The organism is Sporosarcina sp. UB5 (assembly GCF_050859005.1).
GTDB lineage: Bacteria > Bacillota > Bacilli > Bacillales_A > Planococcaceae > Sporosarcina.
Map to the genome: position 1 here is coordinate 23,580 of NZ_CP125984.1, position 18,921 is coordinate 42,500.

Genomic DNA, 18,921 nt, shown 5'->3' on the forward strand with positions numbered 1-18,921 from the left:
GGGCCTTATAAATCAATAAAAAAGCCCTTCGCTCACGTAAATATACATGAGGAAAGGCAGTATTTCAAAAGCAGCACCTTTCACTCTTATCGTCCAAGGAATTCAACCTTGCTCCAGGTTTGGCACCTTTTCGCGGCCATATAGGTCCACGCAGGTTGCCGGGCTTCATAGGGCCTGTCCCTCCGCCAGCTCGGGATAAGAGTATCCGTTCATTAAACAATCCTACGAAAAAGTTTACGCTTTGTCAAACATTTTCAGCCGAAAATACTTGAGTTTATAATTAGTATAGACTATTATTCTAAATGTGTTATACTATTTACGAAATGTGATGAAACCCACCAATTGGGATTACATGCAAAGGACGGTACGAGAAATGATTTCAGCGAAAATTGAAAACGGATTAAACGATTTACTTTCAGGAAACAACGTAAACATACAGCCTTCAGTGGCGGAATTGGTTGAAAAAGCGACTTCCCGCGGAGAAGCGAAACTTTCTGCAAACGGCGCACTTACTGCCGTAACTGGCAAGTATACAGGCCGTTCTCCTGAGGATAAGTATATTGTCGAAGAGGACTCTTCAAAAGACAAAATCGATTGGGGCAAAGTGAACCGCCCGATTTCATCTGAAATCTTTGATTCTTTATATAATAAAGTACTTAACCATTTAAAAGCAAAAGAAGAGCTCTTCGTATTCAAAGGCTTTGCAGGAGCTGATAAAGATTCGCAGCTTTCCATCCAAGTCATTAATGAATTCGCATGGCAAAACCTTTTTGTTCAAAATTTATTTATCCGCCCTACTGAAGAAGAGTTAAAAACGCATGAAGCACAATTCACAGTTATTGCTGCTCCAACATTCAAAGCGGATCCATCAGTAGACGGAACAAAATCCGAAACTTTTATCATTGTATCAATTGAAAAGCGCATTGTGTTAATTGGCGGAACTGAATATGCAGGCGAAATGAAAAAATCGATATTCTCCGTTATGAACTACTTGCTTCCTGAGCGCGGAATTTTGCCGATGCACTGCTCGGCAAACGTTAGCGAAGAAGGAGACGTTGCACTCTTCTTCGGACTTTCCGGAACTGGAAAAACAACTCTTTCCGCGGATGCAAACCGTAAACTAATCGGTGATGATGAGCACGGCTGGTCTGAAAACGGCGTATTCAACATTGAAGGCGGCTGTTATGCGAAATGTATTAACCTTTCTGCAGAAAAAGAGCCGGAGATTTTTGGAGCGATCCAATTTGGTTCTGTTCTTGAAAATGTCGTGCTTGATGAAAAAACACGCATGCCGGACTATGATGATAATACATTAACTGAAAATACACGTGCAGCTTATCCGATTCACAATATCGAAAACATCGTGACGCCATCCGTAGCAGGACATCCGAAAGCGATTGTATTCCTAACTGCTGATGCATTCGGCGTATTGCCTCCGATTTCAAAATTAACGAAAGAACAAGCAATGTATCACTTCCTAAGCGGATTCACTTCGAAACTTGCAGGAACTGAGCGCGGTGTCACTTCACCGGAAGCTACGTTTTCAACTTGCTTCGGCTCCCCATTCCTTCCGCTACCAGCGACAGTATACGCTGAAATGCTCGGAAAGAAAATTGATGAGCACAACGCGCAAGTTTTCCTCGTCAACACAGGTTGGACTGGTGGTGAGTACGGCGTTGGGAAGCGTATGGAATTGAAACATACTCGTACAATGGTTCGCGCAGCAATTGCCGGCGAATTGAACGATGTCGAGTTCGAAGAGAATGCTATTTTCGGTCTTGCAATGCCGAAAGCGATTGACGGCGTACCAACTGAAGTGTTAAACCCACGTAATGCTTGGAGCGATCCAACAGCTTATGATCAAAAAGCGAAAGAATTGGCGGATCTTTTCCGTGACAACTTTAAGAAATTCGGTCACGTTTCTGAAGAAATCACTCAAAAAGGCGGACCAATCGCATAAATTTAATAAGATCCAGGTGCGCGTCATCTAGCACCTGGATCTTTTATTATTCATTCCCTTGTCTTCTCATCCAATTACATAAATCGCGCAAAATTTGTGCATTCTGTGCTGGAGGAAAGTAATGGGTATACTCGGGGAAATACCAAGTCTCGTACTGTTTGTCTTTCTCTCGTAATGCATCTTCAAGTAACTTTGCCTGCTCAAAAGAAACATTATCATCTTTCATTCCATGGATAATCAAAACAGGAGCATCGATTTCATCCACCCTGAACAACGCGGTCCGTTCCCTATAGGCATCCGGCATGCTATTCGGAGTGCCGCCAATGACACGCTTCATCATCCGGCGCATATCTTTCCGTTCGTTATATGTAAAGACGACATCCGAAACCCCTGCCCACGTCACAACAGACGTAATATCCTCTCGTAAAATAGCGGTCCATAGCGCCATTATGCCGCCGCGCGAAAAAGCATACAGATGGATTCGGTCTTTATTCAACTTCGAACTCTGCTTCAACACTTCAACGGCATTGACTGCATCTTGCCGATCGTCTCCTGCGAACTCGTCACGCCCTTCTCCGCCTCGATTACCACGATAATAAGGAGCAAATACGACAAACCCTTGTGATGCGAACTGTGCAATTCGAGACGGTCGTACCATACCGACATGCTGGATACCGCCACGTAAGTAAATGATCCCCTCAAAATTCCCTCCACTTATCGGTTCAGCAAGAAGCCCCTTAACTTTCAATCCATCTGACCAATACGTTATCTCTTCAAGACGGATGTTGGGATTTGGCGAGGGATACTCTTTTCGGTGAAAAATCGCCCCGTTAGGAACCATATGCATTCACCCACTTTCGGATTTCCGCCATGCCTGCATCTTTCATATGAAAACTTAACTCATTACAGTTTGCCAATTGCTCATCGGTCATCCATAGTGCCCCTTCTGTTTCGAACAACTGTGGGTTTTCTTCAATGCTCGCTACTTTCCCTGTAAATACTGCCTTGCAAAATGTCACATTGCTCATAACTACATATTCAGCAAACTTGATGAGGTCTGTAATTGTAACACCTGTTTCTTCAATCGTTTCACGAATTGCGGCAGCAACAATCGTTTCTCCATCCTCCGCCTTGCCTCCTGGAAATTCGATTCCACGCATGGAGTGGCGTGTAACGAGCCATCTCCCTTCGTGCTTTAACACAACAAGCACATGTCTCGCTTCCATGCCAAAACGATTCTCCCCGAAAGTCAGCTCAACATGCGCACCATGCAAGTCCTTGAACGTTGTAATCATTTGACATCACGCCCTTTCATTTAACAAGCCTATTTTACACTTAATACGGGATATCAACAAAATAAAGCGCGAATTCCCTAAAACAGAGGAAATTCGCGCTCCTTTTTCATGCCTTCACATCGACTGACGATCCTTTAAAAGGATGAGGCGCCGGTTGGCTCTGCATACTTTGCAGCATATCCGTCACTGCAGTCGCATTCACCGATAATGCCTTGTTCATGACACTCAATTGAACTGTAGATTGTAAACTTCTCAATTGGCTCGCCATGATGGAGTTCATGTTCATAAACCATTCCTCCTTTTCAATGCTATTATCGGAGATAAAACCAATAATTCAAGGCTTCTCCCTGTTAATTTACTACGGGAACAAATAAAATAAACGTATAAGAGAAAGCAAGGTGTCCATCAATTGAAAACAATTCTAATTGGTATAATTAAGATCTACCAAAAAATCATTTCTCCACTCACACCACCATCATGCCGTTTTTATCCTACTTGCTCGCATTATGGCGTAGAAGCATTACAGAAACACGGCGCATTAAAAGGGGCATGGCTAACGATTCGTCGGATTTCCAAATGTCACCCTTTCCATGAAGGCGGCTTTGATCCGGTTCCGGAAAAGATTGATAAGAAAAAATGATTGTTTCACCGGCTACAGCCGGTTTTTTTATTTTTAAGTTGCGAAAACTACTCATATCTTGTATTATAAGTAAGCATTATAAATCGTAATGGTTACTATTAAGAAGGCGGAGGATTTTATAGTGAAAAAGAAATTAGTTGTTCTACTAGGACTCGTCATGATTTTACTCATTGGCGCTTGTGGCAACAAAAATGATATGAGCAATATAGAAAGCAACAAGGAAGGGGTATTAACTGTCTATACGACCGTCTATCCTCTTCAATATTTCACCGAACGAATTGGCGGCGAATTTGTCAATGTCAAGTCCATCTATCCTGCAGGAGCAGATGAACATGTTTTCGATCCGACACAAAAAGACATGATCGCTCTTTCCGATGCTGATCTGTTCTTCTATATCGGTCTCGGTCTTGAAGGATTTGTTGAAAGTGCTCAAAAGACGTTAAAAAATGAACATGTCAAAATGGTGGCGACTGCCGAAACGATATCAGAAGGACAACTTGGAGCAGGTCATCACGAGGAAGATGAACATGGCCACGAAGAAGGACATGATGACCATGGCCACGAAGGAGAACACGATGAACATGAAGATGACCATGAAGAAGGACATGATGATGCTCATGGCCATCACCATGAGCACGGTCAATTCGATCCACATGTTTGGATTTCCCCTACGTTGAGCATCGAACTCGCCGCCTCTATTAAAGAAGCGCTCATTTCAAAAATGCCGGAACAACAAGAAGCATTCGAGAAGAATTTCGATCTTCTAGAAGACGACTTAATGGAATTAGACGAACGGTTCAAGGAGATGGCAAACAACGCGGAGACGAAGACATTTTTCGTTTCGCATGCTGCATTCGGCTATATTGCAAACACATATGGATTAAATCAAGTGGCGATTGCTGGATTGAATTCGCAAAGCGAACCTTCACAAAAGCAACTCGCGAAGATCGTTGAACAAGCGAAGAACGAAAATGTTCAATACATTTTATTCGAACAAAATGTTTCATCAAAATTAACGGAAGTCATTAAAAAAGAAATTGGTGCTGAATCACTCATGCTACACAATCTAGGTGTTCTCACGCAAGAAGATATAAAAAACGACGAAACATATTTCACGTTAATGGAACATAATTTACGTGTTTTCGAACAGGCACTCGGAACGAAATAATGAAAAAGTAGAGATGGGCTCGATTGACGTGCCCTCTCTACTTTTTATTTTTGCCAGCAACAGCCCATTCTTTCAGTTCACGGCGTAGCAGTTTATTTGAAGCATTGCGCGGCAGTTGTTCTACAAAATGGAATTCTTTTGGAATCTTATAACTAGCAAGCTGTTTTTTACAGTGCTCTTCCAAATCCGCCACTTTCAACTGTTTTTCACCTACGATGAACGCGATTGGAACGCTGCCCCATTCATCGTGATCTTGTCCGCAAACACCTGCCTCTTTTACATGAGGGTGCGACATAAGCACATTTTCAATTTCTGCGGGATAAATATTTTCGCCTCCTGAGATAATTAGGTCCGACCTTCTATCGACAATGAATAAATATCCCTCCTCATCGATATACCCGATATCTCCTGTTGGCAGCCAACCGTCCTTCAATGGATTACTGTCAGATGCATGACCGATATATCCAGGCGTCACGTGAGGCCCCATTACAAGCACTTCCCCATAATCTCCCGGTTGTCTTGCATCCCTAATTTTAATCTGATTAAAAAATAACGGTTTTCCCGCAGATCCTACCTTCCGTAATGCATCGTCTGACGAAAGTGTTGCAGTCTGCGAGCTCGTTTCTGTCATACCATATGTTTGTAATACTGGCAGTTCATATTGTTTAGCCTGACGTAAATATTCATCCGGCACAGGCCCTCCCCCCGCCAACATCGTCTGAAATGAAGGATGTGCTACAGAATCGTTCTTCTCAAATTGCTCAAGTATTCGATGCAAGCCTATCGCAACGACGGAAATCCTTGTTACTGTCCCATTTTGAATTTCTTCCACAATTGACTTCGCATCGAATTTCTCATACAGTCGTACACCCATCCCGTAAATAACAGACCTTGCAAGAATAGAGAAACCGCTAATATGGAATAAAGGCATCGTGCACAACCAAATATCATCATCTGTCAAACCTAAATTTAGTACAGACGATAATGCGCTTGCCGTATGATTGCCAGCCGTCTGCCGAACGCCTTTCGGAAAGCCTGTCGTCCCTGATGTATACATAATTGTAATTGTTCTTGACGTGTCCCACATTTCCGTAAAGTTGAATTTTTGCATTTCGCTCGATTCAATTGCTAAAAATGTGAGCGTTGGCGTGATAATCCCCTTTACACGCTCCATTAATTCATCATCTACAATCAACGTGGATGCTTCGCAATCATTTAATTGCCAAGAAATCTCCTTAGCAGATAGTCTGCTGTTCAACATGACGATTTCAAGACCCGCTAAAAGACATCCATGGATAACAAAAACCATCTCTGGTGTCGATCGGCCAAGTAACGCAATCCGATCTCCTTCATTCAAACCATTCCATTTTAATTTCCAAGCAATGCGTGATGCTTTTTCCAATAGTTGCTGAAATGTCCACTGCTCATCTCCAAACGATAATGCCATCCGATTCGGAGTTAAGTAGGCCCTTTGCAGTAACCAATTAGGAATCATATACTCACCTTCTTTCGATAAGAAAAGCTGCCTAATCGAGAAGGCAGCTTTGGAAAATTTAATGGTACACGATTAAGGGAAACGTGGGAATTGACCGAAATCAGGCTTGCGCTTTTCTTTAAATGCATCGCGCCCCTCTTTCGCCTCTTCTGTTGTGTAATAAAGCAACGTCGCGTCTCCAGCCATTTGTTGAAGACCAGCTAGTCCGTCAGTATCTGCATTCATCGCAGCTTTGATGAAACGGAGTGCAGTCGGGCTCATCTCGAGCATTTCTTCACACCATTGAACCGTTTCGTCTTCCAATTGCTCATAAGGAACAACCGTGTTGACGAGTCCCATATCCAATGCTTGCTGTGCATCATACTGGCGGCATAGGTACCAAATTTCCCTTGCTTTTTTATGACCGATAATACGAGCCAAATAACCTGACCCATATCCAGCATCAAACGAACCAACTTTTGGTCCTGTTTGTCCGAAGCGAGCGTTGTCTGCTGCGATTGTCAAATCACAAACAACGTGCAACACATGGCCGCCACCAATTGCATACCCTGCAACCATCGCGACGACAGGCTTCGGAATGACACGGATCAATCGTTGCAAATCGAGGACATTCAGACGTGGAATTTCATCGTCTCCGACATACCCACCATGCCCGCGGACGGATTGATCGCCGCCAGAACAAAATGCTTTCTCGCCTTCTCCTGTTAGAATGATAACGCCGATGCTGTTATCATCCCGTGCGCGGGAAAACGCATCTATCAATTCCATTACCGTTTTAGGGCGAAATGCGTTCCGTACTTCAGGACGGTTGATTGTCACTTTGGCAATGCCGTTGTACTTCTCATACTTAATATCTTCATATGTACGAATTGTTTCCCATTGACGTGTCATTTTCTTCCTCCTCCAAATTATAAACCTTGCAAATACTCCATAATCATTGTAGCAAACAATTGCGGTTTTTCAACGTGAATCGCATGTCCCACCCCTGAAACGACAATATGTCGCCATGTTGGAGCAAGAGCAGTCATTTCCCGGGAAATTTCCACAAATTTCGCATCGAGCTCGCCAGTTATTAGAAAAACGGGATTTGGCATCGAATGAAGTTGTTCCCAATATGATTTTTGACTACCTGTTCCAATTCCCAACAGGCTGTTTGCAAGCCCAATTTCACTTTGCTTCAATCTTTCATTTCTAATAGCTCGTCTTTTTTCAACAGGTAAGCTTCTTTGCGATGCAAACAAGGGGATGTTCTCCCATTTTTCGACAAAAGAGTAAATGCCATCTTCAATTATAGATTTGGCGAGCAACTTGTCTGCTAATTCCCGTTCCAACCTGTCCTGTTCATCTAGTAATCCAGGAGATGAACTTTCAAGGACTAGTGCCTTTACTCGCTTCGGATAATGAATCGTATACGCCAAAGCGATGCGCCCGCCCATTGAATAGCCTACTAACAAAAATGAATTCAATTCAAGATGCTCGAATAGAGCTTCCAAGTCTTCAATCTGTTCTTCCATCGAATAGCGCTCTAGTTTGTCTGGAACAGATGTTTCTCCGTGACCCGTCAAGTCGACCGCAATTGTCCGATATCCATTGAATTCATTGCGAACTTCATCCCACGTCTTGGTGGATCCTGTAAAGCCATGTAGAAAGACGATGGTTGGCAAATGTGGCTCTCCCTTTATCTCGACATGAACGGAAAGTCCGCGTATTGGAAGTAGCAACTTATTCATTCTCTTCTAGTCCCTCAATAATTTCGGCCCAATACGCACGATGAGCTTTTACATTCACCGGTCTACTCGTGAACACTTCAATAATCCGGACATCCTTCGTCTTTTCTTTTTGAAGTTCCGCCTTGAACCCTTCTACTGTATGAACGGCAGCATATTGTGTGTCATACATCGCGCCGACATGTTCAAACGTTAAGCCTGTTGGCGTTCCGAAAAGCTCTTCAAAATGGTTTTCAACGCTCGCTTGGGGCAGATACGAGAAAATGCCTCCACCATCGTTATTCAAGATAATGATCGTCAAGTTCGTCTTATGGAATCGGGAGACGATTAATCCGTTGACGTCATGCAAAAAGGACAAATCACCAATAAGTAAATACGTCGGTCTTTTTCGTGCCGCTTCAATACCAAATGCTGTAGAGACGACACCGTCAATGCCGTTCGTTCCTCTATTTGCAAATAACGTAATATCCTTTTCCGTCTTAGTGAAAAATGTGTCGACGTCACGGATAGGCATACTGCTGCCGCTTATTAAGTCACTGCCGTCAGGAAGTATGTCGAATAATGTCTTTACAACGACACCTTCATCCCCTGCCATCCCCTCATATCGACGTGTAGCTGCTTCTGCGAACTTCTCTGCCGAACACCAGGCCTCACAATAGAAAGTAGGTTCCTGCTGTTTTGGAACGTCATATACGGACTCAGGTGAAGATTGCAAGTGATGTGTGACGATGCCGAGCGAATCCCTGAACTCAGGCGATTCATCTACAGCGATAAAAACACTCGGTCTGTAATGCTTTAAAAATAATGACAATGGTTTTGAAACCGGTTGTGCGCCAAAACGAATGACCGTATTAGGCACTACTTTCGCTTGGAACGTTTCGCTTTTTAACAAGGCATCATAATGTACGATGCATAATGATCTACAATCGTGAGGAACTTCAGATCGTAAATTAGATAATGGATCACATAGGACTGGCCATTGTAGTCGCTTTGCAAAGTTCCAAAATGCATCCTTATCAAATCCGATAGGCATTTCTCCGACTATAATTAAACCATTTTCAGCATTCGAAAAGAGTGTCTCTAGCGATTGTTTTTGATTTGCTGAGAGTTCACTATCCCCATGAATCCTTTCAACAAACGTCGATGTCCCCAATCTTCTGTCGAAATCAATTAGCAACGGTTCCCGCAATGGAATGTTCAAATGGATTGGACCCATCGGTTTTGTCATTGCAACAGAAACTGCCCGATTGACATGCCGTTCCAAAAACCAATCCAACTCTTCGTTGTCCTCGGCGAGTGGAAGGTCCACACTGAATTTCACATGTTTCCCATACATATTTAACTGGTCAATTGCCTGTGGAGCACCAACGCCCCTCAATTCGTGTGGACGATCAGCCGTCAGGACAATTAACGGAATACGGGCGTAAAACGCCTCTGTAATTGCAGGATAGTAATTGGACGCTGCCGTTCCGGATGTACATAGTAGAACAACCGGCCTGCCGGATGCCTTCGCTAAACCAAGTGCGAAATAAGCTGCGGACCTTTCATCGACTTGCATGTATGTCTGTATATTGTCTGATGAAGCAAATGCATAGGCAAGTGGTGTCGAACGGGAACCCGGACTAATGACCGCCTCCCTGACGCCCGCCTGTATTAACGTATTCGTCATACGCAATACGTGGTCTGTCAAAATTCGTCGTTCATCCATTCAACTTTCCTCCAAGCGCCCGCAAAACCGGTCTAAATTTCACCCATGTCTCATCATATTCCGAATCAGGAACGGAATCAGCAACGATTCCTCCTCCCGCATACAAGTATGCTCGGTTACCGTCTAGAAGAGCTGAACGGATGGCTACCGCAAACTCTCCATTGCCTGCAGCGTCCGTCCAACCAATCGGAGCGGCATAATATCCTCGGTCCATTTCTTCCTCTTGTCGAATGATATCCAAAGCAACATTCGTTGGGACTCCTCCTAGTGCAGGTGTCGGATGCAACGCCTCTACGAAAGAAAAAATATCAATTTCCTGTCCGAGCGTTCCTTCCACTGCCGTGTATAGATGCTGTATATCTCTTATTTTCATCAGTTTTGGTGTTTTTGGAATAAGCACTTCACTGCAATATTTATTAAACACATCCGAAATCATACTGACGACATATTGATGCTCTTCCCGATTTTTCCGATCTCCTAAAAGCTCTTCCCCTAATACCCGATCTTCCTGAGCCGATTTTCCGCGACGGATTGATCCGGCTACACAGGCTGAGTATGCTTTTCCATTCTTTATTTCAATTAGACGTTCAGGTGTTGCACCAAAGAAGTGCGACGTTCCTATTTGAAGTCCGAAATGATAGCTCTCCTGCTGTTCATTCGTAATTGCGTGCAATGCTTTGACACTATTTACAGTATGTTCAAAGTGAAGCTCAAGCGCCCGCGCAATGACGACTTTGTCCGCCTTCCCTTTCTGTATCGATTCGGTAGCGTTTTTGACCGCATGTAAATATTGCTCTTTACCCCGTTCTGTCGTTGCGGTGATCTTATTATGATTTGTAAAATCGAACTCCTCTACTTGAGCATTGTGAATTAGTTTATCACGTTCTTCTCGAAGTCTATCGAAATCTAAAGCAGCTTCTGTCTGATCTGTAATCATATTGATGGAGACCATTGTTTTCCCTTCCTCGATTTTCAACTGAAATGAGGGTACGAAAAAATAGCCGGACGGGAATTCATCCCATTCCGATTCTTTTCTACTATTCTCGTCAAATGAAAATCCACCAAAAAGAACGGGATCGATATCTTTTTCCTCTTTAATTAATGTGGAGCATAGCTGTTTCCATTTCATTGAAATGTCTTGAAAACGGCCTTCGGTTTTGTCGGTAGTCAACGTGTAGGCATGTCCAATGCCGACAAGTGTCAATGTCTTATCTGCATTTTGCCAATAGAATCGTTTGTCATCATATTGAGAAGCACCTGCTTCAAAAAAAGACAACGGCGATATCCTTCCTACTTCGACAGTTTCCGTGAAGAAGCGTGTACTTGGTGATATCATCACATTTCTCATTTCACGAATTTCCGTCATCTTGTAACCCATTATTTTCTCTCCTTCATTTTCAATCCATCAACTTGCATTGAAACATTTACTTTTTTAATAGAAGAATGAGTTTCTTAGTTCCATTATACCGGAATATCGCAATTCTCGCATAGATTATGCAAACAACAATACCTCTTTCAGCTAATTTGGAGTACAATGGATAACGGAAACATGAAGATAGGAGAGAATACATTGCAACAAACTATTAAAGCTGATTCCGGATGGCGAATATGGTGGCAGCTTACGAGACCACATACGTTAACTGCGGCTTTTGCTCCGGTTTTCCTAGGGACAATGATCGCTTTGACGCACGGAAAACTTCACTTTCCGTTATTTTTCGCTATGCTCATTGCGAGCCTCTTCATTCAGATGGCTACAAATATGTTCAATGAATATTATGATTTCAAACGTGGACTGGACAATGAAAACTCCGTCGGCATTGGTGGTACGATTGTTCGAAATGGCGTTAAGCCGAAAACTGTAATGCGAATCGCGCTATTCTTGTATGCCGTTTCCGTTCTAATCGGCATTTATATTTGTATGGAGACCTCTTGGATGCTCGCACTTGTGGGAGCAATTTCGATGCTTATTGGTTATTTATATACCGGCGGACCGGTGCCAATCGCTTATACACCTTTTGGCGAGCTCGTTTCAGGTGTAGTCATGGGAATGCTACTAATCCTTATCGCCTTCTACATCCAAACAGGCGAAGTGACAACAGACGCAGTTCTCATTTCAATTCCAAGCATGCTCCTCGTCGCTGCCATTATGATGTCAAACAACATCCGCGATATTGAGGGGGATACGAAAGGTGGCAGGAAAACGCTAGCAATCCTCGTCGGAAGATCTAATGCAATAACAATCCTTGCTGCATTCTTTATCGTTTCTTATTGCTGGATCATTCTGCTAATCGTGTTGAGTTACTTGACACCTTGGGGATTACTAGTATTTCTAAGTGTCCGTAAACCAATGAATGCCATCAAAACCTTCCGCACTCACCTGCTTCCATTGCAAGTGATGCCCGCCATGAAGAACACGGCAGTTACAAATACAATTTTTGGTTTATTAGTAGGTATCGGGATTCTAATCGGTCATTTTATATAATTCGTTTGAGGACTTGCACATCGTTGCAAGTCCTTTTTATTCTGCTTTTTCGTTAATCAAGAGAAGGTACAAAATTATTATGAACTTATCGAGGTATGACCATACTAATGCAACTAACATAAAAGGATGTGCTGATCATGTTAACAGACCAACAAAAAATGTTACTAAGAGAAAGTTTAATGGAAATGAAATCACAATTTCAAAAAACTGAAAGTGAAACGGATATTAGAAACTCTGCCAGAGAAGAAATCGGAGAATTATCAACGTATGACAATCACCCAGGTGATATGGGAACAGAGCTCTTCGAAAGGGAAAAAGATCTCGCATTGCACGCACATGCAAGTGACGAATCCAGTAAAGTGGATCATGCCTTGCAAGCTTTGATGAACGGAACATACGGGTATTGCCAAGAATGTAACACTGAAATCCCTTTTGAAAGGTTGGAAGCACTTCCGTATACGACATACTGCATTGATCATACCCCTGAACGGAATGTGCCGGACGACCGTCCATCAGAAGAAGATATTTTGATTATGGCGAATCCAAATACGTTTGCGGACAGAAGAGGTAGTACTGACAGAGAAAGAAATGAACGAGACAGTGAAGACAGCTTCCAGGAAATAGCTAAATCGGGCACATCTGAAACACCATCCGATTTCATAGGAGATCATGATGACTATAATACTCTTTATGATGATGAAATATTTGACGGCGCGGCGGAAGAAGTGGAAGAGTTCATTAGCACAGACATCACGGGCGAAACGAGAGGATTTGTAAGATCGGATATATCGGAGCAATATGAAGGAAAATTAGATGATGAAGGGTTGGAATCGCCTATCGGTGACATTCCATATCGTCTAAGGGACAGTTACACAGGCGAAGAATGATGAACAGGGTCTGTTAGTGTATTTGAGCGGTTGTGGGCGTTGGGACGGATTTATAAGCGGCTGTGTGAGTTTATGAGCGTGTATGGAGATTTATGAGCGGTTGGGCGGGTTTATGAGCGTGTGCGGAGATTTATGAGCGGTTGGGCGGGTTTATGAGCGTGTGCGGAGATTTATGAGCGGTTGGGCGGGTTTATGAGCGTGTGCGGAGATTTATGAGCGGTTGGGCGGGTTTATGAGCGTGTGCGGAGATTTATGAGCGGTTGGGCGGGTTTATGAGCGTGTGCGGAGATTTATGAGCGGTTGGGCGGGTTTATGAGCGTGTGCGGAGATTTATGAGCGGTTGTGCGGATTTATGAGCGTGTATGGAGATTTATGAGCGGCTGTGTGAGTTTATGAGCGTGGCGCAATTATACGAGCGCTTTATAGCGTATACGAGCTTTGACAACTTCGATGAATACCTTACGTCTCGAACACTCACAAGACATAGGCAATGCAGCGAATGACTTACACAAAACAACAAAAAAAGCAGGTAGAGAAAATGTAATGTTTTCTCTACCTGCTTTTTGAATTATGACCCCTACGGGATTCGAACCCGTGTTACCGCCGTGAAAGGGCGGTGTCTTAACCGCTTGACCAAGGGGCCAGTTTACATGGCGGAGAAGGAGGGATTCGAACCCTCGCGCCGCTTTCGCGACCTACGCCCTTAGCAGGGGCGCCTCTTGAGCCTCTTGAGTACTTCCCCGTATAATAATTGGCTCCGCAGGTAGGATTCGAACCTACGACCGATCGGTTAACAGCCGATTGCTCTACCACTGAGCTACTGCGGAATATGATGGGCCTAAGTGGACTCGAACCACCGACCTCACGCTTATCAGGCGTGCGCTCTAACCAGCTGAGCTATAGGCCCATGGAGCGGGTGAAGGGAATCGAACCCTCATCATCAGCTTGGAAGGCTGAGGTTTTACCACTAAACTACACCCGCAAGGAATGGTGGCTCAGGACGGAATCGAACCGCCGACACAAGGATTTTCAGTCCTTTGCTCTACCGACTGAGCTACTGAGCCACATTAGACTTGGACAGCTAATAATTTCTATAAAGTCACTTAGAAACCTGCAATCATCAAATCGTAATTACTATGTAATAAAAATAAATGGCGGTCCCGACCGGGATCGAACCGGCGATCTCCTGCGTGACAGGCAGGCATGTTAACCGCTACACCACGGGACCATTTGGTTGCGGGGACAGGATTTGAACCTGCGACCTTCGGGTTATGAGCCCGACGAGCTACCACTGCTCCACCCCGCGATAATGTTAGTTGTAGGAACTTTAAATCCTACGCATTCTGTTTTGCTTTGGGACTCTGTTGTAATTTCCTTTCAGGAAATTACACAAATCACATTCTGCGTTATGTGATTTGCTCCACCCCGCGATAATGTTAGTTGTAGGAATTTTAAATCCTACTATTCATTTCTTAATTCCAACCACTATTGTTGTTTTAAAAATATGGCGGAGGAAGAGGGATTCGAACCCCCGCGGGCTTTAACACCCCTGTCGGTTTTCAAGACCGATCCCTTCAGCCAGGCTTGGGTATTCCTCCGTAATAACTATTCAAATAGTGGTGGACCTTGCAGGACTCGAACCTGCGACCGGACGGTTATGAGCCGTCTGCTCTAACCAACTGAGCTAAAGGTCCTTTAAGGATGGCGGCAGAGGGGATCGAACCCCCGACCTTACGGGTATGAACCGTACGCTCTAGCCAGCTGAGCTACGCCGCCAGGATTGGTATTAAAATTGTTTTTGGTGGAGCCTAGCGGGATCGAACCGCTGACCTCCTGCGTGCAAGGCAGGCGCTCTCCCAGCTGAGCTAAGGCCCCAATTAAGAAGTGGTCGGGAAGACAGGATTCGAACCTGCGACCCCTTGGTCCCAAACCAAGTGCTCTACCAAGCTGAGCTACTTCCCGATATTAATAAGTTAATGGCGCGCCCGGAAGAATTCGAATCCACAACCTTCTGATCCGTAGTCAGACGCTCTATCCAATTGAGCTACGGGCGCATTATATTAAGTAAGATGGTGCCGAGAACCGGAATCGAACCGGTACGGTAGTCACCTACCGCAGGATTTTAAGTCCTGTGCGTCTGCCAGTTCCGCCACCCCGGCAATTCATATGGAGCGGAAGACGGGATTCGAACCCGCGACCCCGACCTTGGCAAGGTCGTATTCTACCACTGAACTACTTCCGCATTGAGAGTGCGGGTGAAGGGAGTCGAACCCCCACGCCTTACGGCACTAGATCCTAAGTCTAGCGTGTCTGCCAGTTCCACCACACCCGCGTATATTTATATCAAGACAGAGAGTCATGAAATGGTGAGCCATGCAGGATTCGAACCTGCGACCCTCTGATTAAAAGTCAGATGCTCTACCGACTGAGCTAATGGCTCAAAAAATGGTGCCGGCGATAGGAGTCGAACCCACGACCTACTGATTACAAGTCAGTTGCTCTACCAACTGAGCTACACCGGCATATAAGAAGTGAATAAAATAATATGGTGGAGGATGACGGGTTCGAACCGCCGACCCCCTGCTTGTAAGGCAGGTGCTCTCCCAGCTGAGCTAATCCTCCATGTTAAAATTGTCTTACTCGCTTTCCCAAGTTTTAATGGGAGCTGCAATAAACTTCTCATTACTGCATCAACTTTAATCAAGTACGCTTGTACATTTCTCTTCGTTGTTCTATCAATCAGGACAATATTGATTATACCAATTCTGATGAAAATTACAAGTCTTTTTTCGAAAAACTTTTTTGAACGATGTTTGTTCGATCAAACCTACATGTTAGGAGTAATAAACGAGAGTGGAAAAGAAGTTATCTTTTCTGCTCTCGTTTAATGTATGACCCCTACGGGATTCGAACCCGTGTTACCGCCGTGAAAGGGCGGTGTCTTAACCGCTTGACCAAGGGGCCAATTAACATGGCGGAGAAGGAGGGATTCGAACCCTCGCGCCGCTTTCGCGACCTACGCCCTTAGCAGGGGCGCCTCTTGAGCCTCTTGAGTACTTCCCCGTATAATAATTGGCTCCGCAGGTAGGATTCGAACCTACGACCGATCGGTTAACAGCCGATTGCTCTACCACTGAGCTACTGCGGAATATGATGGGCCTAAGTGGACTCGAACCACCGACCTCACGCTTATCAGGCGTGCGCTCTAACCAGCTGAGCTATAGGCCCATGGAGCGGGTGAAGGGAATCGAACCCTCATCATCAGCTTGGAAGGCTGAGGTTTTACCACTAAACTACACCCGCAAGGAATGGTGGCTCAGGACGGAATCGAACCGCCGACACAAGGATTTTCAGTCCTTTGCTCTACCGACTGAGCTACTGAGCCACATTAGACTTGGACAGCTAATAATTTCTATAAAGTCACTTAGAAACCTGCAATCATCAAATCGTAATTACTATGTAATAAAAATAAATGGCGGTCCCGACCGGGATCGAACCGGCGATCTCCTGCGTGACAGGCAGGCATGTTAACCGCTACACCACGGGACCATTTGGTTGCGGGGACAGGATTTGAACCTGCGACCTTCGGGTTATGAGCCCGACGAGCTACCACTGCTCCACCCCGCGATAATGTTAGTTGTAGGAATTTTAAATCCTACTATTCATTTCTTAATTCCAACCACTATTGTTGTTTTAAAAATATGGCGGAGGAAGAGGGATTCGAACCCCCGCGGGCTTTAACACCCCTGTCGGTTTTCAAGACCGATCCCTTCAGCCAGGCTTGGGTATTCCTCCGTAATAACTATTCAAATAGTGGTGGACCTTGCAGGACTCGAACCTGCGACCGGACGGTTATGAGCCGTCTGCTCTAACCAACTGAGCTAAAGGTCCTTTAGGATGGCGGCAGAGGGGATCGAACCCCCGACCTTACGGGTATGAACCGTACGCTCTAGCCAGCTGAGCTACGCCGCCGGAATTAGTATTAAAATTGTTTTGGTGGAGCCTAGCGGGATCGAACCGCTGACCTCCTGCGTGCAAGGCAGGCGCTCTCCCAGCTGAGCTAAGGCCCCAATTAAGAAGTGGTCGGGAAGACAGGATTCGAACCTGCGACCCCTTGGTCCCAAACCAAGTGCTCTACCAAGCTGAGCTACTTCCCGATATTAATAAGTTAATGGCGCGCCCGGAAGAATTCGAATCCACAACCTTCTGATCCGTAGTCAGACGCTCTATCCAATTGAGCTACGGGCGCATTATATTAAGTAAGATGGTGCCGAGAACCGGAATCGAACCGGTACGGTAGTCACCTACCGCAGGATTTTAAGTCCTGTGCGTCTGCCAGTTCCGCCACCCCGGCAATTCATATGGAGCGGAAGACGGGATTCGAACCCGCGACCCCGACCTTGGCAAGGTCGTATTCTACCACTGAACTACTTCCGCATTGAGAGTGCGGGTGAAGGGAGTCGAACCCCCACGCCTTACGGCACTAGATCCTAAGTCTAGCGTGTCTGCCAGTTCCACCACACCCGCATATTAATATCAAGACAGAGAGTCATGAAATGGTGAGCCATGCAGGATTCGAACCTGCGACCCTCTGATTAAAAGTCAGATGCTCTACCGACTGAGCTAATGGCTCTCAAAAAAATGGTGCCGGCGATAGGAGTCGAACCCACGACCTACTGATTACAAGTCAGTTGCTCTACCAACTGAGCTACACCGGCATATTAAGAAGTAAATAGAAATAATATGGTGGAGGATGACGGGTTCGAACCGCCGACCCCCTGCTTGTAAGGCAGGTGCTCTCCCAGCTGAGCTAATCCTCCGTGTTGGAATTTTGATAAGGTATTCATTACTATTTCAGCTTCAATCGATCATCTATGTATGGTTGTACATTTCTTCTCATTGTTCACTTGAGTACGTAATGAATATGGTATGCCTGGCGACGTCCTACTCTCACAGGGGGAAGCCCCCTACTACCATCGGCGCTGAAGAGCTTAACTTCCGTGTTCGGTATGGGAACGGGTGTGACCTCTTCGCCATCGTCACCAGACAATTGAACGATACTTGTTCGTTCAAAACCGGATAAAACCAACATTGTTGCTGAACTTCAAGTTCAACCGTACTTAATTAACTTATAAGGTTAAGTCCTCGATCGATTAGTATCCGTCAGCTGCACGTGTCGCCACGCTTCCACCCCGGACCTATCCACCTCATCTTCTTTGAGGGATCTTACTTACAAATGTAATGGGAAATCTCATCTTGAGGGGGGCTTCATGCTTAGATGCTTTCAGCATTTATCCCGTCCATACATAGCTACCCAGCGATGCCTTTGGCAAGACAACTGGTACACCAGCGGTATGTCCATCCCGGTCCTCTCGTACTAAGGACAGCTCCTCTCAAATTTCCTGCGCCCGCGACGGATAGGGACCGAACTGTCTCACGACGTTCTGAACCCAGCTCGCGTACCGCTTTAATGGGCGAACAGCCCAACCCTTGGGACCGACTACAGCCCCAGGATGCGATGAGCCGACATCGAGGTGCCAAACCTCCCCGTCGATGTGG

13 protein-coding genes, 40 tRNA genes, 2 rRNA genes and 1 riboswitch (1 of these 56 cut by a window edge) are annotated in these 18,921 nt (G+C 45.1%); of the genes, 5 read left to right on the top strand and 50 right to left on the bottom strand.

All coding sequences use genetic code 11. From position 1 onward, the window contains the following. Positions 1–83 precede the first annotated feature (83 nt). A riboswitch (SAM riboswitch) is annotated at positions 84–202 on the bottom strand. A 171-nt stretch (positions 203–373) separates the two neighbouring features. Next, positions 374–1,960 carry a phosphoenolpyruvate carboxykinase (ATP) gene (gene pckA / locus QM454_RS00145; RefSeq protein WP_432360115.1) on the top strand — a complete coding sequence of 529 codons (1,587 nt, stop codon included), beginning with the start codon at positions 374–376 and terminating at the stop codon, positions 1,958–1,960. Positions 1,961–2,006: 46 nt separating this feature from the next. Here pckA and QM454_RS00150 read toward each other — a convergent pair whose 3' ends face one another. From QM454_RS00150 to QM454_RS00160, 3 genes are all read right to left on the bottom strand, one after another. Further along, complete coding sequence (locus tag QM454_RS00150) at positions 2,007–2,801, bottom strand: alpha/beta hydrolase family protein (RefSeq protein ID WP_432360118.1); 795 nt, start codon at positions 2,799–2,801, stop codon at positions 2,007–2,009. Beyond that, positions 2,791–3,255, bottom strand: coding sequence for an NUDIX hydrolase (locus QM454_RS00155; protein ID WP_432360121.1), 465 nt, complete (start codon positions 3,253–3,255; stop codon positions 2,791–2,793). The genes QM454_RS00150 and QM454_RS00155 overlap by 11 nt, the downstream gene beginning before the upstream one ends. Positions 3,256–3,361: 106 nt before the next feature. After that, positions 3,362–3,541 carry a putative motility protein gene (locus QM454_RS00160; protein ID WP_432360124.1) on the bottom strand — a complete coding sequence of 60 codons (180 nt, stop codon included), beginning with the start codon at positions 3,539–3,541 and terminating at the stop codon, positions 3,362–3,364. 123 nt (positions 3,542–3,664) lie between these two features. Between QM454_RS00160 and yidD the strand changes: the two genes are divergently transcribed. Next, entirely contained in the window at positions 3,665–3,895 is a 231-nt protein-coding gene (gene yidD / locus QM454_RS00165) for a membrane protein insertion efficiency factor YidD (protein ID WP_432360127.1), read from the top strand. Positions 3,896–4,016: 121 nt separating this feature from the next. Beyond that, positions 4,017–5,063: a metal ABC transporter solute-binding protein, Zn/Mn family gene (locus tag QM454_RS00170; protein WP_432360129.1), complete on the top strand. Its 1,047-nt coding sequence runs from the start codon at positions 4,017–4,019 to the stop codon at positions 5,061–5,063. Between the two features lie 37 nt (positions 5,064–5,100). Here the strand turns inward: QM454_RS00170 and QM454_RS00175 are convergent, their stop codons facing one another. The 5 genes from QM454_RS00175 to QM454_RS00195 form a co-directional block, all read right to left on the bottom strand. Then, on the bottom strand, positions 5,101–6,558 hold the full coding sequence (locus QM454_RS00175; RefSeq protein WP_432360132.1) for an o-succinylbenzoate--CoA ligase: 1,458 nt from the start codon (positions 6,556–6,558) through the stop codon (positions 5,101–5,103). Between the two features lie 72 nt (positions 6,559–6,630). Then, positions 6,631–7,449, bottom strand: coding sequence for a 1,4-dihydroxy-2-naphthoyl-CoA synthase (menB, locus tag QM454_RS00180; protein WP_432360134.1), 819 nt, complete (start codon positions 7,447–7,449; stop codon positions 6,631–6,633). A 17-nt stretch (positions 7,450–7,466) separates the two neighbouring features. Then, the gene (menH, locus tag QM454_RS00185) at positions 7,467–8,288 is read right to left on the bottom strand and encodes a 2-succinyl-6-hydroxy-2,4-cyclohexadiene-1-carboxylate synthase (protein ID WP_432360137.1); all 822 of its coding nucleotides are present in this window, start codon (positions 8,286–8,288) and stop codon (positions 7,467–7,469) included. Further along, positions 8,281–9,993 (bottom strand): 2-succinyl-5-enolpyruvyl-6-hydroxy-3-cyclohexene-1-carboxylic-acid synthase, encoded by a 1,713-nt coding sequence (gene menD, locus QM454_RS00190; protein WP_432360140.1) that lies wholly within the window; start codon positions 9,991–9,993, stop codon positions 8,281–8,283. Before menD ends, menH begins: the two co-directional genes overlap by 8 nt. Then, positions 9,986–11,371, bottom strand: a complete 1,386-nt coding sequence (locus QM454_RS00195) for an isochorismate synthase (RefSeq protein ID WP_432360143.1) — start codon at positions 11,369–11,371, stop codon at positions 9,986–9,988. The genes menD and QM454_RS00195 overlap by 8 nt, the downstream gene beginning before the upstream one ends. Positions 11,372–11,563: 192 nt before the next feature. On the opposite strand from QM454_RS00195, the gene QM454_RS00200 reads away from it, so the two are divergent. Both QM454_RS00200 and QM454_RS00205 read left to right on the top strand, forming a co-directional pair. Then, the gene (locus tag QM454_RS00200; protein ID WP_432360145.1) at positions 11,564–12,475 is read left to right on the top strand and encodes a 1,4-dihydroxy-2-naphthoate polyprenyltransferase; all 912 of its coding nucleotides are present in this window, start codon (positions 11,564–11,566) and stop codon (positions 12,473–12,475) included. A 137-nt stretch (positions 12,476–12,612) separates the two neighbouring features. Further along, the gene (locus QM454_RS00205) at positions 12,613–13,362 is read left to right on the top strand and encodes a TraR/DksA C4-type zinc finger protein (protein ID WP_432360148.1); all 750 of its coding nucleotides are present in this window, start codon (positions 12,613–12,615) and stop codon (positions 13,360–13,362) included. Positions 13,363–13,933: 571 nt separating this feature from the next. Here the strand turns inward: QM454_RS00205 and QM454_RS00210 are convergent. The 42 genes from QM454_RS00210 to QM454_RS00415 all read right to left on the bottom strand — a co-directional run. Continuing rightward, positions 13,934–14,005, bottom strand: a tRNA-Glu gene (locus QM454_RS00210). Between the two features lie 8 nt (positions 14,006–14,013). Continuing rightward, positions 14,014–14,104, bottom strand: a tRNA-Ser gene (locus QM454_RS00215). Positions 14,105–14,114: 10 nt separating this feature from the next. Then, a tRNA-Asn gene (locus tag QM454_RS00220) sits at positions 14,115–14,189 on the bottom strand. 6 nt (positions 14,190–14,195) lie between these two features. After that, a tRNA-Ile gene (locus QM454_RS00225) sits at positions 14,196–14,269 on the bottom strand. Position 14,270: 1 nt separating this feature from the next. Beyond that, positions 14,271–14,344 (bottom strand) — tRNA-Gly (locus QM454_RS00230). Between the two features lie 6 nt (positions 14,345–14,350). Then, a tRNA-Phe gene (locus QM454_RS00235) sits at positions 14,351–14,426 on the bottom strand. 88 nt (positions 14,427–14,514) lie between these two features. After that, positions 14,515–14,590 (bottom strand) — tRNA-Asp (locus tag QM454_RS00240). 3 nt (positions 14,591–14,593) lie between these two features. Beyond that, a tRNA-Met gene (locus tag QM454_RS00245) sits at positions 14,594–14,668 on the bottom strand. Positions 14,669–14,867: 199 nt separating this feature from the next. After that, positions 14,868–14,960 (bottom strand) — tRNA-Ser (locus QM454_RS00250). A 19-nt stretch (positions 14,961–14,979) separates the two neighbouring features. Then, positions 14,980–15,056: transfer RNA gene (locus QM454_RS00255), tRNA-Ile, on the bottom strand. 8 nt (positions 15,057–15,064) lie between these two features. Beyond that, a tRNA-Met gene (locus QM454_RS00260) sits at positions 15,065–15,138 on the bottom strand. A gap of 23 nt (positions 15,139–15,161) precedes the next feature. Beyond that, positions 15,162–15,237, bottom strand: a tRNA-Ala gene (locus QM454_RS00265). Positions 15,238–15,247: 10 nt separating this feature from the next. Further along, positions 15,248–15,324, bottom strand: a tRNA-Pro gene (locus QM454_RS00270). Between the two features lie 15 nt (positions 15,325–15,339). After that, positions 15,340–15,416: transfer RNA gene (locus QM454_RS00275), tRNA-Arg, on the bottom strand. Between the two features lie 16 nt (positions 15,417–15,432). Then, positions 15,433–15,521, bottom strand: a tRNA-Leu gene (locus QM454_RS00280). 8 nt (positions 15,522–15,529) lie between these two features. Continuing rightward, positions 15,530–15,604, bottom strand: a tRNA-Gly gene (locus tag QM454_RS00285). A gap of 8 nt (positions 15,605–15,612) precedes the next feature. Continuing rightward, a tRNA-Leu gene (locus QM454_RS00290) sits at positions 15,613–15,694 on the bottom strand. A 32-nt stretch (positions 15,695–15,726) separates the two neighbouring features. Next, positions 15,727–15,802: transfer RNA gene (locus QM454_RS00295), tRNA-Lys, on the bottom strand. 6 nt (positions 15,803–15,808) lie between these two features. After that, positions 15,809–15,884, bottom strand: a tRNA-Thr gene (locus QM454_RS00300). A 24-nt stretch (positions 15,885–15,908) separates the two neighbouring features. Next, positions 15,909–15,984: transfer RNA gene (locus QM454_RS00305), tRNA-Val, on the bottom strand. A 270-nt stretch (positions 15,985–16,254) separates the two neighbouring features. Next, positions 16,255–16,326, bottom strand: a tRNA-Glu gene (locus tag QM454_RS00310). 8 nt (positions 16,327–16,334) lie between these two features. Beyond that, positions 16,335–16,425: transfer RNA gene (locus QM454_RS00315), tRNA-Ser, on the bottom strand. A 10-nt stretch (positions 16,426–16,435) separates the two neighbouring features. Then, a tRNA-Asn gene (locus tag QM454_RS00320) sits at positions 16,436–16,510 on the bottom strand. Between the two features lie 6 nt (positions 16,511–16,516). Then, positions 16,517–16,590, bottom strand: a tRNA-Ile gene (locus QM454_RS00325). Between the two features lies 1 nt (position 16,591). Further along, positions 16,592–16,665 (bottom strand) — tRNA-Gly (locus tag QM454_RS00330). A gap of 6 nt (positions 16,666–16,671) precedes the next feature. After that, positions 16,672–16,747, bottom strand: a tRNA-Phe gene (locus QM454_RS00335). Positions 16,748–16,835: 88 nt separating this feature from the next. Continuing rightward, positions 16,836–16,911 (bottom strand) — tRNA-Asp (locus QM454_RS00340). A 3-nt stretch (positions 16,912–16,914) separates the two neighbouring features. After that, positions 16,915–16,989 (bottom strand) — tRNA-Met (locus QM454_RS00345). Between the two features lie 75 nt (positions 16,990–17,064). Next, positions 17,065–17,157 (bottom strand) — tRNA-Ser (locus QM454_RS00350). 19 nt (positions 17,158–17,176) lie between these two features. Beyond that, positions 17,177–17,253, bottom strand: a tRNA-Ile gene (locus tag QM454_RS00355). A 7-nt stretch (positions 17,254–17,260) separates the two neighbouring features. Further along, positions 17,261–17,334 (bottom strand) — tRNA-Met (locus QM454_RS00360). Between the two features lie 22 nt (positions 17,335–17,356). Further along, positions 17,357–17,432, bottom strand: a tRNA-Ala gene (locus QM454_RS00365). 10 nt (positions 17,433–17,442) lie between these two features. Next, positions 17,443–17,519 (bottom strand) — tRNA-Pro (locus QM454_RS00370). Between the two features lie 15 nt (positions 17,520–17,534). After that, a tRNA-Arg gene (locus QM454_RS00375) sits at positions 17,535–17,611 on the bottom strand. 16 nt (positions 17,612–17,627) lie between these two features. After that, a tRNA-Leu gene (locus tag QM454_RS00380) sits at positions 17,628–17,716 on the bottom strand. A gap of 8 nt (positions 17,717–17,724) precedes the next feature. Then, positions 17,725–17,799 (bottom strand) — tRNA-Gly (locus tag QM454_RS00385). Between the two features lie 8 nt (positions 17,800–17,807). After that, positions 17,808–17,889 (bottom strand) — tRNA-Leu (locus QM454_RS00390). 30 nt (positions 17,890–17,919) lie between these two features. Beyond that, positions 17,920–17,995, bottom strand: a tRNA-Lys gene (locus QM454_RS00395). A 9-nt stretch (positions 17,996–18,004) separates the two neighbouring features. Further along, positions 18,005–18,080 (bottom strand) — tRNA-Thr (locus QM454_RS00400). 26 nt (positions 18,081–18,106) lie between these two features. Beyond that, a tRNA-Val gene (locus QM454_RS00405) sits at positions 18,107–18,182 on the bottom strand. Between the two features lie 111 nt (positions 18,183–18,293). Further along, positions 18,294–18,409, bottom strand: a 5S ribosomal RNA gene (gene rrf / locus QM454_RS00410). An 86-nt stretch (positions 18,410–18,495) separates the two neighbouring features. Next, a 23S ribosomal RNA gene (locus QM454_RS00415) occupies positions 18,496–18,921 on the bottom strand (it continues 2,508 nt past the right edge of the window).